This is a genomic window from Rhizobium sp. 05N430 (genome assembly GCF_056396985.1).
The window spans coordinates 163,236-176,067 of sequence record NZ_JBFTMO010000011.1 but is presented as its reverse complement, the minus strand read 5'-3'; the positions used below and the strand labels follow the sequence as shown (position 1 = coordinate 176,067).

Here is a 12,832-nt window from a genome sequence, read left to right as displayed (position 1 = left end):
GTATAGGGTACCATATGAATAATTTTGTGATATGCAAGATGGAAAGTTGAGTTTTGCGGCAATTGCTGTCGATGCCAAGGGATTAGGCAATGAAACGTGCCGGTGAAATGAAGCGGGAATTGGCCGAGAATGACGCGACCCCGCTTTATGCGGGCGTCAAGCAGATCATTCTCGACAGGATTCACAGCGGCGAGTGGCCGCCCAAATACCGCGTACCGTCGGAAAACGAGCTAGTTGTCGAACTCGGCGTCAGCAAGATGACCGCCAACCGGGCGCTTCGCGAGCTTGCCAGCGAGGGCGAACTGGTGCGTATTCAAGGCGTCGGTTCGTTCGTTGCCGAACGCAAGGGCGTCTCCGCCCTCTTCGAAGTGCGCAACATCGCCGAGGAGATCGCCGAGCGCGGCCACGCCCATGAAGCGGCGGTTATCGTGCTGGCGCAGGAGACTGCATCGCCTGAAATGGCGGATGCATTGGGTCTGGAGATCGGCTCGGCGGTGTTCCATTCACTCGTCGTCCACAGCGAAAACGGCGTCCCGGTGCAGATCGAGGACCGCCACGTCCACCCGGATGCCGCCCCTGATTACCTTACTCAGGATTTCCGCAGCAAGACGCCGAACGCTTACCTCTCGGAAGTCGCACCGCTGACGGGCTCGGAACACATTGTCGAGGCGGTCATGCCGCAGCCTTGGGAATGCAAGCTGCTGACGATCCTGAAGTCCGAACCCTGCCTGACAATCCGCCGGCGGACATGGTCTTCACGCGGCGTCGTGTCCGTCGCGCGCCTCATCTATCCTGGCCACCGCTACCGGCTGGAAAGCCGCAACGGCGTAGAAGCCAAGTAGTTGTATATGGGAGTTAACGGTGATTTAACCGTTCACCGCTTGTCGGCGTAGTCGCTGCGAACGATCCCGTGACGCTGCATCTTGTCATAAAACGTCTTTCTCGGGATGCCCAAGGCGGCGATCGTCTGCTGCACGTTGCCACCGAACGAGATCAGTGTATCGCGAATGATCCCGGCTTCGTAGTGATCCAGCCGCTCGGGCAGCGGCACGCCGTTGGAAGCGCCGGGATCGGCCTTCGGCGGTTCGGGCTCGGCGGGCTGCATGCCCAGGACGGTGCGCTCGGCGAAATGCGAGAGTTCGCGGACATTGCCCGGCCAGTCATGATCCCGCAGATGGCGGCTGACGGTTGCGGTGATCTGCGGCACATCGCGATGGAAGCGGCGGGCCGCCCGCTCGGCAAAATAGCTGAAAAGCAGCGGAATATCGTCGCGCCGCTCGCGAAGCGGCGGGATCGCCAGCGTCACCACGTTCAGACGGTAATAGAGATCTTCCCGAAAACTCTGGCGTTGTCCGGGATCGCCGAGATCGACCTTCGCCGCCGCAACGATGCGCAGATCGACGGGGCGCACCTCGTTCGTTCCGAGCGGCGTCACCTGGCGCATCTCCAGAACACGCAGCATCTGCACCTGCGTCGACAGCGGCATGCTCTCGATCTCATCGAGAAACAGCGTACCGCCGCTCGAATGCTCGATCCGCCCGACGCGTTTCTTCTGCGCGCCGGTAAACGCGCCGGGCTCGTGGCCGAAAAGCTCGCTCTCGATGATCTGTTCGGGAAGCGCGCCGCAGTTCAGCGCCACGAAATTGCCTTTCGAACGGCGGCTCCAACCATGCAGCAGGCTCGCCACAACCTCCTTGCCACTGCCGGTTTCGCCGGTGACAAGCACATCGACATCGGTATCGGCGATCTGGCGCAGCATATGGCGCAGGCGCTCCATCACAGGGGTCTGCCCAATCAGAGGCATGCCCGGGTCGGCCTGCTGCGCGGCTTCGCGGAGATTGCGGTTTTCGATCACCAGCGCCCGCTTTTCGGCCGCACGCCGTACGCATTGAATCAGCCGCTCGGTGGCAAACGGCTTTGCAATGAAATCATAGGCACCGTCCTGGATCGCCTTGACGGCCATCTGGATATCTCCGTGGCCGGTCATCAGGATAACGGGTAGCTCGGCGTCGAGCTGGCGGATGCGCTCGAACATCTGCAATCCATCGAGGCCAGGCATGCGGATGTCCGACACCAGCACGCCCGGAAATGTGCGGTCGAGCTTGCCGAGCGCTTCCATCGCCGACGTGCAAAGCGTGACGTCGAAGCCGGCGAGATCGAGCGTCTGCCCGGTGGCGCGCAACAGATCCTTGTCGTCGTCAACGAGAATGACCGGGGCTGCCTTGCTCATGCGGAAACCTCCTTCAGATGGACGATGAAGCGGGTGCCGTCGGCCCCGCTCTCGACATCGATGCTGCCGCCATAGTCGGAGACAATGTCCTTGGAGATCACCAGGCCGAGGCCGAGGCCTTTTTCCTTGGAGGAATTAAAGGGTTCGAACAGGGCTTCGAGAATATCGGGGGCAATGCCCGGACCGTTATCGGCGACCGAAATGGCAACGCCGTCGCCGGAAACACCTGCCGAAACCGTCACCCGGCCGCCATCGCGCGCCTCCACGGCTTCCAGCGCATTCTGAAACAGGTTGATGAACACCTGCTCCAGCCGCAGCCGGGTGCCCATGACCTGCAGGCCTTCAGGGACAGGCTCGACGGTCAGCATCTCAAGCCGGCCGGTGAAACGGCTGCGCAGCAACATCAGCGCGCCGTCTATCATCTCCTCGACGCCAACCGCTTCGGGCGCCGTTCGTCCGCGCCGGGCGAGTGCCTTCAGATCCTCGGTGATGGTCCCGATCCGCTCCGTCAGTCCGGCAATCAGCGCAAGGTTCTCCGCAACCGGTTCGGTCTGCTGGCGCTTGAGATAGACCGCGGAATTGTCGGCATAGGCGCGGATCGTCGCGACCGGCTGATTGATCTCATGGGCGACACCGGCCGCGATCTGGCCGAGGATCGCCAGCCGGTTGGCATTGACCAGATCCTGCTGCACGCTCTGCAGCCGCGCATCGGTCGCCCGGTGACGGGTGATCTCGGCCTCGAGGCTATCGCGCGTCCGGCTGAGATCACGCGTCCGCTCGGCAACACGCTGCTCCAGCTCTTCGCGCGCCAGCTGCTCGCGCACGATGGTCATCAGCGCCACATCCCTGCGGCGCAGCCAGATGGCGGCAATGGCAATCACGGTCAAAAGCGCCAGCGCCGTCACCAGCAGGGCCTCGCGCACGGCCGCAGCCACCGGCAATTCGACCGGCAACAGATACTGAAACGTCCAGTTCGTCGAAGGCACAGGCGCTATGATCTTGAGATAGGTCGCGGCCCGGCCACCCGGAAGGATGGCGCGGATCAGCAGCGCGTCGGCTCCCAGCGCCTTCACCGGCCGGAAAGGCAGAGGCAAAAGCGGCGCATCGCCGAACTGCAGGCTCTCGCGGATCGAAAGCAGGCTATCGGCAGCAAGCGCTTCCGACGTCATGAACCGCCAGGAGGGCACGCTGGTGATCAGCACCACGTTGTTCTGATCGACCACGAAGGCCGGACGCTGCGTGTCGCTCCAATCGCTCTCCAGCTGATCGAACTCCATCTTGACGACAACGACGCCAAGCGGAGCCGATGCAGGCCCGATACGGTGCGAGATATAGAGCCCGGGGCGCTTGCTGACGGAGCCGAGCGCAAAATGCTCGGCCATCCCCTCCCGCATGCCGCGGGTGAAATAGCTGCGGAACGTATAGTCGTTTCCGACGAAACTCGTCGCTTCGTGCCAGTTGCTGGCCGAAACCGCGATACCATCCGCGTTGACCACGTAGATGACGGCGGCATTGGTGCCCTTGACCAGATCTTCCAGCTTGCCGCTCAACGCATCCTTCTTTTCCTGACCGGACTGGGTCAGCGCGTCCTCCACATCGCGGTCACGCGACAGCAGAAGGGGCAGCGCACGCGGCCGTTCCAGAACGGCCTGAAGCAGGGCAACCTTCAGATTGGCATCGGTGCGGCCCTGCTGTTGCAGCGCCGAAAGTGCTGCAGAGCGCCCATAGATCGCCGCAGTGGTCAGTGCGGCAGCCGCGATCAGCGCCGATATCAGCGCAAAGACGACCCACGTCCGGCGAATGCCGAGGCGAAGGCGCGCGTCTTCCGAGGATGGAACGGCTATGGCCATCGCCAATATTGAGCACAAAACCGCACTTCATTCAATATAATCCGTGCGGATTTACGCACATTCCGCATCAGACGACTTGCAGACCAATGTATAGTCTCAAAATAAATCAATGCCTTAGTCAGAATTTCCGAGTCTGGCACGCCGATTGCTGATCGTTCTGCGACGAAACGCAATTCGCCCCGGGAGAGCCAAATCCTTGGTTGGGGCTTCATGGAGGATATCATGGACATTGCACACCAAGACACGCAGCCGCGTGCGCCTCTGCCGTTCTACCGGCATCTTTACGTACAGGTGATCGCCGCCATTGTCGCCGGCATCCTGCTCGGCCACTTCTATCCGGATACCGGTACGGCGCTGAAGCCGCTCGGCGATGCCTTCATCAAGCTCGTGAAGATGATCATCGCCCCGGTTATTTTCCTGACGGTCGCGACCGGCATTGCCGGAATGTCCGATCTGAAAAAGGTCGGACGCGTTGCCGGCAAGGCGATGATCTACTTCCTCGTCTTCTCGACGCTGGCGCTCGCCGTCGGCATGCTGATCGCCAACGTTCTGCAGCCGGGCGCCGGAATGCATATTTCCGCCGCCTCGCTCGATGCGAATGCCGTCTCCAGCTATGCCAGCAAGGCGCATGACGCGACCATCACCGGCTTCCTGATGAACATCATTCCGGACACGATCGTCGGCGCCTTCGCCCAGGGCGACATCCTGCAGGTGCTGTTCTTCTCGGTGCTCTTCGGTATCGCGCTCGGCATGGTCGGCGATCGCGGCAAGCCAGTTCTCGACTTCCTGAACGCGTTGACTGCACCGATCTTCCGCCTTGTCGCCATCCTGATGAAGGCAGCACCGATCGGCGCGTTCGGCGCCATGGCCTTCACCATCGGCAAATACGGCATCGGCTCGATCGCCAACCTCGCCTTCCTGATCGGCACGTTCTACCTGACGTCACTGCTCTTCGTGATCGTCGTGCTCGGCGCTGTTGCCAAGTACAACGGCTTCTCGATCTTCGCGCTGATCCGCTACATCAAGGAAGAGCTTCTGCTGGTTCTCGGCACCTCGTCGTCGGAAGCCGCCCTTCCCGGCCTAATGCAGAAGATGGAACGGGCCGGCTGCAAGCGATCCGTCGTCGGTCTGGTCATCCCGACCGGCTATTCGTTCAACCTCGACGGCACCAACATCTACATGACGCTGGCAGGCCTGTTCATCGCCCAGGCAACCGACACGCCGCTCACCTTCGGCGACCAGATCCTGCTGCTGCTCGTCGCGATGCTGAGCTCCAAGGGTGCCGCAGGCATCACCGGCGCCGGCTTCATCACGCTTGCGGCAACACTCTCTGTCGTCCCGTCCGTCCCAGTGGCCGGCATGGCGCTGATCCTCGGCATCGACCGCTTCATGTCGGAATGCCGCGCCCTCACCAACTTCGTCGGCAACGCGGTCGCAACTGTCGTCGTCGCCCGCTGGGAAAACGAACTGGACGAAGGCATGCTGGCCCGAGCGCTTTCCGGTCAGGCAACCGAAGAGCCGGTCCCGGTTCTTCAGGCCGCCGAATAATTCCTCCCAGGGAAGAGACCCGGTCTCCGGAAGGCCCGCCGCTTGCGGCGGGCTTTTCCGTTTGCGGCTCGCTTTATGCGAGATCGAGTGGGCGCTGAAGAAGATCAAAACCCTCATCGATATAGTACGTGAGCGGATGTGCGCCATTTGCCTGCCGCCAGTTCTCCTTGGCGAAGCGAAGTGTTCCCATTGCGGTGATCGCCGCCAGCCGCAGTGCCGACCGCCCTGCCTCACCCGGCCATAATTCGTACATCGCCTCCGCCAGCACGTCCTCCAACTGAATGTGAAGCGCATCCTTGCGCAGCCGAAGCGTTTCCGTCGAGCGCAGGATCCGGTCGGCGAGAATGGATTCCTTGCTTTCATATCTTGAAGCAAGAATCAGGAATGTCTTGCGAGCAGCCTCCAGCGGCGGCTGGTCCGGTGACTGCGCAAGAAAGGTGGGGCGCAGCATGTCGGGAATGCCGCCGCTCTCGTGCGCCAGGAGAACATCCTCCTTCGACTTCAAATAAGAAAAGAACGTCCGGCGCGATATTCCCGACGCCGCCGCGATCGCGTCAAGCGTGGTGGCCTCGTAGCCATTCTCCATGAACAGTTTCAGGCCTGCTTTTGCGATGCGGTCGAGCGTCGATCTGCGTTTGCTTTCGCGCAAGCCGATGGGGGCGGTGTCAGCGGTTTCCATGACCACAACTCTTACCGCAAAAAAGGCGCTTGCCAAACTTGCACTCAGTGCGATATTTATTTTCTGCACTCAGTGCAATTATATCAACGGAGAAGCGCAATATGACATCGGCCAAAGTTTGGTTCATCACCGGAGCGGCGCGAGGATTTGGGCGTGTCTGGGCTGAAGCCGCCCTGCGGCGCGGCGACAAGGTCGCTGCCACCGCACGAGACATCACATCGCTCGAAGAGCTCGCAGCAGCTCATGGTAATGCAATTCTGGTACTGCCTCTCGATGTTGCGGATCGCGGCGCGGTATTCGAGGCGGTCGGCAACGCGCACAGGCACTTCGGGCGTCTGGACGTCGTTGTGAGCAATGCCGGCTATGGCTATTTCGGGGCTATCGAGGAGATCGAGCCCGAGCAGGCCAAGGCCAATTTTGAAACGAACGTGTTCGGCACGCTGTGGCTGATGCAGGCCACCTTGCCGATCCTGCGGGCGCAGGCCAGCGGTCACATCATAACGGTGTCGAGCATCGGCGGCGTCATCGGCTTTCCGACCGGCGGGACATATACGGCAACCAAATTTGCGGTCGAAGCCATTTCAGAGGGATTGGCCGGTGAAGTCGCAGCATTCGGCATCAAGGTCACGATCCTTGAGCCGGGCCACTTCACCACCGGCTTCGGCTCATCGGCCCGGTCTGCACCGGCGATCGACATCTACAACCCGATACGCCAGGCCATTCGCGCCTCGTTCAAGCCGGAAGACTTCGGCGATCCGGAAGCAACAAGTGCGGCACTGTTTCAGGCCGTGGACGCAGATCAGCCACCGCTCCGCTTGGCGCTCGGCACGGGAACGATCGTGAAATTCAAATCGGTCTACGAGGCGCGGCTGAAAAATTGGGGTGAATGGGAAGCCGTGACGTACGCCGCTCAAGGCCGCCCGGACGCCTAAGCCATATAAGCCCCGGGAATTGCTTGACGGCTTCCGGGGCCAGGGCATTCTCTATGCCTGACAAGGCCGGCGTGATCTCACCCTATGAAAGAGCTGAAGATGAAGCTGCTATTGCTTGGCGCAACGGGACTGGTCGGCAACAAGGCATTGGAGTTGGCACTTGCCAACGCCGCGATCTCCGAAGTCGTCGCGCCGACAAGAACGCCGCTGCCTGCCCGCGACCGGTTGTTGAACCCCGTTGCCCCGCGTCTGGAGGCGCTTGTTCAAACCTCCATATCGTACCAGCCGGACGCAATCCTGTGCGCGCTCGGAACAACACAAGCTAAGGCTGGTTCGAAGGAAGCATTTCGCTACGTCGACCACGAATTACCGGTCGCGTTCGGCCAAGCGGCGTTTGACGCCGGCGTCAAAACCTATGCCATCGTCAGCGCCGTTGGCGCATCGGAAAAGTCCATGAATTTCTATTCGCGGACGAAAGGCGAGGTCGAGCGGGACATCCGGAATATCGGTTTTCGATCCCTGACGATCTGCAGGCCGAGCCTGATCGGCGGAGAGCGTAGCGAGACGCGGCGGGCGGAGAGAGCGGCACTCGCCGTGGTTCGGCTTCTGGCGCCGGTCCTGCCGAAGAAGTTTCATCTCAATCCGGCGGAAAGGATTGCCGCAGCCGCGCTCGACGCGGTCATCGCCGCAAAGCCGGGATGTCATTTCATCTATGCTGAACAGATGCGCTGACATCATTCGATAGCGACAGAATCTATGCCTTCGCCAGTTTCTCTATCGTCTGCAGATTGATCACCGCCTTGATCGGCAGATGATCAGAGGCAACGCGCGACAGCGGCGTATCATGCGCTTCAATCGTCGTCAGAACGCCCTTGCGGTTGGCGATGATGCGATCGAGCGCCAGGATCGGCAGTCGCGCCGGGAAGCTTGGAACAGCCGGCGGCTGCGGCCCGAAAGCCGATTGAAAGCTGTTCAGCGACGAGCGGTCGCCGAGCCGCCATTCGTTGAGATCGCCAAGCAGGATCGTCGGCATCTCGTGCCGGTCGGCCATCAGTTCGACCAGCATCTGCGCCTGACGGGCGCGCGAATGGCGCAGCAGGCCGAAATGCGCGGCGATGATGCGCAGTGCCCCGCCACGCTCCAGCTCGATTTCGGCCACCAACGCGCCGCGCGGCTCAAGGCCGGGGAGCTTGATCTGGTGGACGTCGCGCACCAGGCCTTTCTTGAAAAGCACGACATTGCCGTGCCAGCCATGCGCCTTCGCCATGCCGGTGATCGGCACCGGGATAAGGCCGGTCTCGCGCTCCAGACGGGCAAGATCGAGAATGCCGGTGCGCTCGCCGAAACGCGTGTCGGCCTCCTGAAGCGCGATCAGGTCGGCATCAATCTCGTGGATGACGCGGCTGGTCCGCTCAGGGTCGAACCGCCGGTCAGCGCCGACGCATTTGTGCACGTTGTAGGAGGCGATCAATGTGCCTTCGGCACGCGGCCGCGCTTCGGCAAGGGCGGCGTCAAGCCGCTTCTTCCTGTTGCGGATCGAGGCCAGGATGCTGGCGGGGATACTGTCTTTTCTGGCATGCATCGGAGTGGGCAAAGGCTCCGTTGATCGAAAATAGCTCTCCCGGGATTATAGGCGGCACAACAGAAGCTGCCATAGGGGAAGCGCAGAAAATCAGAGATAGGGCGAGCCGAGCCAGAGAACCTTCTCGACGAGACGAACCAGGAAGGGCCGGGCGCGCAAGCCCTCCAGCGTCACCGGCGTTGCCGTGCGCAGCACCTCTTCGGCGTGCTCGTCGATCTCGGCTGCAAATCCTTCATTGAACACTTCGAGATCGATCTCGAAATTCAGACGCAGCGACCGCGGGTCGATGTTGGAGGAACCGACATAAGCCCAGGCGCCATCGACCGTCATAAGCTTGGAATGGCTGAAGCTGCCGGTCGCCCGCCAGATTCGGCAGTAATTCTTGAGGATCTGGTCAAACTGCGCCGTCATTGCCCGGTCGACCAGCATCAGATTGTTGACGGCGGGAACGATGATATCCACCTCGACGCCGCGCCGCGCCGCCGTCACCAGCGCGCTGATCAGTTCACGATCCGGCAGGAAATAGGGAGACATGATGCGGATCGATTTTCGCGCGACAGAGAAGGCACCCATCAGCATCTTGTGATTGGTTTCGACGCTGCGGTCCGGCCCCGATGCAACGACGCGCATGAACACCGGATCACCCGGCTCGCGCTCCGGCGTGGCGGTCTGCCAGGCCGCGCTGTTCAAAAGCTCTCCCGTCGCAAACCGCCAGTCTTCGGCGGCGACATCGAACAGATCGGCGACGGCCGGACCGGTGACAGAAAAATGCGTGTCGCGGGCATAGCTCTCGCCCGACATCTCCTCGCTGAACCCTTCGCGGATATTCATCCCGCCGGTCAGCGCCAGCCGCCCATCGACAATGACGATCTTGCGGTGGGTCCTGAGATTCGCATAGGGCAGCCTGAGGCCTATGATGACGTTGCCGTTAAAGACCGAGACGGTCACGCCGCCCTCGGCGAGATAGCCGAGGATGCTCGGCACGGAATAGCGGGCGCCGACGGCATCGATCAGGACCCGCACTTCCACGCCGCGCTTGACGGCCGCTATCAGCGCATCGGCGATCCTGAGGCCGATCCTGTCGCGGTCGAAGATATAGGTCTCCAGCAGAACGCTGCGCTCGGCACCATCGATCGCCGCCTTCATTGCACGATAGGCATCGTCACCCGTTTCCAGCATGTCGATCGTGTTGCCCGTTGTCAGCGGATTGCGCGCAACGCGGTCGCCGAGCGTCTGCATGGCGGCAAAGCGGTAGCCATAGCCGCTGATCACCATCTCCGCATCGGCATCGAAGGTCTCGAGCTCGTCCAGCGCTTCATCGGGCAGCAGTTCATCGCGCCGGATACTCAGCGACTTGCGGCGGATGCGATTGACGCCGGCAATGGCATAAAGCACGGCACCGACGATCGGCGACAGGATGATGACGCCGACCCAGCCGATCGCGGCGCGCACTTCCTCCTTGGTCATGGCGGCGTGAATCGCCGCCGCGGCTCCCATGGCGATCGAGATGATGAAAAGAATATGCGGCCAGTAGGTCGAGATGAGATAAAACATCGGTCAGGAATATAGCCGCGAAATGGCAGCGTTCAATTCGCCACTCTTCGCGTCAGGCGTGAATCTTTCATGCGGCTGTGAAATGCGGTCAGGCAATGGCGAAAACCACCGATTCCGCCGGCAATCCCTCCCCATGTACCTCGCGGACCAGCTCGAAGATCGTCTGACCATTGACCGCGGGCAGCGTTATCGATTGCGACGTGAGGTTGGCACGCAGCTGCAGCCGCGCGCCGTCCATCGCCCAATCGATCGCCAGGGCGCCATCGGCGGTTTCCGGTGCCTCGGCCTGCATCCGCGGTGTCCGCTTCAGCAGCGGTACGACATGCTGTTGCCGGATCCGCGCAAGCTCCGCGACGAACGCTTTCCGGCGCCTGCCATCCGAAGTCTCGGCGCGCTGCCATTGCAGGGCTGAGCCATCGAAGGTCGCGCGCGCATTCGGGTCCGGCAGCGTCTCCTTCGATTGGCCTTCCTTCAGACCACCGAAGCCTTCAGCTTCCCTCATGCGGCCTTTGCGGATCATATCGCCGAGTTCGCCGGCGTAGTCGCAGAAGAAATAGAAGGGCTGCGTCTCCCCATATTCCTCGCCCATGAACAGGAACGGGATCTGCGGCGCCAGCATCATGATCGCTGTCAGCGTCTCCACCATCGGCGGCCGGGACAGGCTCAGCAAACGCTCGCCGAAGGCACGATTGCCGATCTGGTCGTGGTTCTGCAGAAAATTCACAAAGGCTTCGGGCGGCAGATAGACACGTTCGTCGCGCGGCAGCACCGGCGGATCGGCACGGTCGGGATAGACGAAGCCATGCTGCAGGGCGAGCTTCGTCTTTTCCCAGAGGTCGCCGGCAAAGGGCTTGTAGTGACCGTTGTCCTCGCCGGTTGCGATGATATGCGCGACATGGTGGAAATCGTCGTTCCATTCGGCCGTGTAGGTCTTGACCTCGCCTTTTTCATCCCGCTCCAGCAGACTGACGAGATTGCGCTGATCCTCGACGATCAGGTGAACCTTTCGGCCCGGAAAAGCGCTACGCACTTCTTTCGACAATTCTTCGAGGACATGGCGCTCCGACAGGTCATGGATCTGTTCGACGGCATCGAGCCTCAGGCCATCGAGCTGAAATTCGCCGATCCAATAGAGTGCGTTGTCGATGAAATAGCGGCGCACCGCGGGCTGAGCGAAATCGATTGCCGCTCCCCACGGTGTCTGGCGGTCGGCGCGGAAGAAATCCGGGGCATAGCCGTGCAGGTAGTTTCCTTCAGGGCCGAAGTGATTGTAGACGACATCGAGCAGCACCATGATGCCGCGGGCATGCGCTGCATCGATGAAGGCGCGAAAGTCATCCGGTGTCCCGTAGGCCGAATGCGGCGCGTAATGCAGCACCCCGTCGTAGCCCCATCCGCGCTCGCCGGAAAACTGCGCCACCGGCATCATTTCGATTGCCGTGATGCCCGCCCCTGCCAGATGATCGAGCTTGGAGATCGCGCTTGAGAACGTGCCCTCGCCGGTGAAGGTGCCGACGTGGATCTCGCTGATGACGGCCTCTTCCCAGTCCCTTCCCTTCCAGTCGGTCCGCCAGCGATAGACGCTGGCAGGCACAAGCGACGGGCCATGCACATCGCCGCGCTGCTGGCGCGAAGCAGGGTCGGGCACGGCGCGTCCATCTCCGAGAACGAAGACGTAATCCTGTCCTTCGAGCGGTCCGGGCACGCGCGTCTCGAACCAGCCATCACCGGTATCTTGCATTGCATGGCCGGCGCCAGCCAGCTGCAGAACAACCGCCGCTTCTCCCGGTGCCCAAAGCCGGAACTTGGTCTCATCGCCGTCCCTGATTGGCCCCCAGGCGTGCTTCGCATTGCCGGTCATGCCGTCCCCTTGTCGCTGATATCCGAACATGTTCCGAAATCCGTGATCGCGCCGGTTGTTCCATCGGTACAGACCCACGAACATTAGCAGTGAGAAAAGCACAAGTTTTGTGCAGTATTGCAGGCTGCCAGCGAGCAAAACTGCCCATTTATATTGCACCGCAAACAATATTTTGCAGTGTGTCAAAATTTCTCTTGAAACTGCATGATTCCTCTGGAACCATCCCATCTAGTCTAGCGTTTGACTGCGGCATGTTGTGACGGGAGATCAGCGATGGCAGAAACTCGCGACGAGTGGATCAAGAAGCGTGCATATTCCCTCTGGGAAGAAGAGGGCCACCCGACGGGGCGCGATTCAGTTCATTGGGAACAGGCAAGGAAAGAGCGCGAAACGCTCGAGACCTCTGCCGCATCCAAGGACGGCACCGAAGTCAAGACCAGGGCAAAGCGGACCACAACGGCCGGTGCCAAGACCAATGGCGCCGTGAAGGCCGTGGCCGCACCCAAGAAGACGGCAAGCCGCAAATCGGCTTAGCCTGACATCATTTATCCGATCTTCGCAGACGCGCGGAAACCCGCGTCTGCCTATTCGTGTCA

Annotated in this window: 11 protein-coding genes; 5 read left to right on the top strand and 6 right to left on the bottom strand. The window is 61.3% G+C overall.

The window, feature by feature from the left end:
• The first annotated feature begins 89 nt into the window (after positions 1 to 89).
• Complete coding sequence (gene hutC / locus AC1DJO_RS21360) at positions 90 to 842, top strand: histidine utilization repressor (RefSeq protein WP_112386710.1); 753 nt, start codon at positions 90 to 92, stop codon at positions 840 to 842.
• 32 nt (positions 843 to 874) lie between these two features.
• On the opposite strand, the gene AC1DJO_RS21355 is transcribed toward hutC, so the two are convergent.
• Positions 875 to 2,230 carry a sigma-54-dependent transcriptional regulator gene (locus AC1DJO_RS21355; RefSeq protein ID WP_112386709.1) on the bottom strand — a complete coding sequence of 452 codons (1,356 nt, stop codon included), beginning with the start codon at positions 2,228 to 2,230 and terminating at the stop codon, positions 875 to 877.
• Positions 2,227 to 4,080, bottom strand: coding sequence for a sensor histidine kinase (locus tag AC1DJO_RS21350; RefSeq protein WP_477972822.1), 1,854 nt, complete (start codon positions 4,078 to 4,080; stop codon positions 2,227 to 2,229). The genes AC1DJO_RS21355 and AC1DJO_RS21350 overlap by 4 nt, the downstream gene beginning before the upstream one ends.
• Before the next feature lie 222 nt (positions 4,081 to 4,302).
• Between AC1DJO_RS21350 and AC1DJO_RS21345 the strand changes: the two genes are divergently transcribed.
• Positions 4,303 to 5,628: a dicarboxylate/amino acid:cation symporter gene (locus tag AC1DJO_RS21345; protein WP_477972820.1), complete on the top strand. Its 1,326-nt coding sequence runs from the start codon at positions 4,303 to 4,305 to the stop codon at positions 5,626 to 5,628.
• A gap of 73 nt (positions 5,629 to 5,701) precedes the next feature.
• On the opposite strand, the gene AC1DJO_RS21340 is transcribed toward AC1DJO_RS21345, so the two are convergent.
• Complete coding sequence (locus AC1DJO_RS21340) at positions 5,702 to 6,307, bottom strand: TetR/AcrR family transcriptional regulator (RefSeq protein WP_112386707.1); 606 nt, start codon at positions 6,305 to 6,307, stop codon at positions 5,702 to 5,704.
• Positions 6,308 to 6,408: 101 nt separating this feature from the next.
• On the opposite strand from AC1DJO_RS21340, the gene AC1DJO_RS21335 reads away from it, so the two are divergent.
• A complete protein-coding gene (locus tag AC1DJO_RS21335; protein ID WP_112386706.1) occupies positions 6,409 to 7,239 on the top strand; it encodes an SDR family NAD(P)-dependent oxidoreductase in 831 nt (276 codons plus the stop codon).
• Positions 7,240 to 7,338: 99 nt separating this feature from the next.
• On the top strand, positions 7,339 to 7,971 hold the full coding sequence (locus AC1DJO_RS21330) for a Rossmann-fold NAD(P)-binding domain-containing protein (protein ID WP_112444406.1): 633 nt from the start codon (positions 7,339 to 7,341) through the stop codon (positions 7,969 to 7,971).
• Between the two features lie 22 nt (positions 7,972 to 7,993).
• On the opposite strand, the gene AC1DJO_RS21325 is transcribed toward AC1DJO_RS21330, so the two are convergent.
• From AC1DJO_RS21325 to treZ, 3 genes are all read right to left on the bottom strand, one after another.
• Positions 7,994 to 8,821 (bottom strand): endonuclease/exonuclease/phosphatase family protein, encoded by an 828-nt coding sequence (locus tag AC1DJO_RS21325; RefSeq protein WP_112386705.1) that lies wholly within the window; start codon positions 8,819 to 8,821, stop codon positions 7,994 to 7,996.
• Positions 8,822 to 8,911: 90 nt separating this feature from the next.
• Positions 8,912 to 10,375: a phospholipase D-like domain-containing protein gene (locus AC1DJO_RS21320; protein WP_112386704.1), complete on the bottom strand. Its 1,464-nt coding sequence runs from the start codon at positions 10,373 to 10,375 to the stop codon at positions 8,912 to 8,914.
• 88 nt (positions 10,376 to 10,463) lie between these two features.
• On the bottom strand, positions 10,464 to 12,236 hold the full coding sequence (treZ, locus tag AC1DJO_RS21315) for a malto-oligosyltrehalose trehalohydrolase (RefSeq protein WP_112386703.1): 1,773 nt from the start codon (positions 12,234 to 12,236) through the stop codon (positions 10,464 to 10,466).
• Positions 12,237 to 12,509: 273 nt separating this feature from the next.
• Here treZ and AC1DJO_RS21310 point away from each other — a divergent pair, with 273 nt between their 5' ends.
• Positions 12,510 to 12,770 carry a DUF2934 domain-containing protein gene (locus tag AC1DJO_RS21310; protein ID WP_112386702.1) on the top strand — a complete coding sequence of 87 codons (261 nt, stop codon included), beginning with the start codon at positions 12,510 to 12,512 and terminating at the stop codon, positions 12,768 to 12,770.
• Positions 12,771 to 12,832 lie beyond the last annotated feature (62 nt).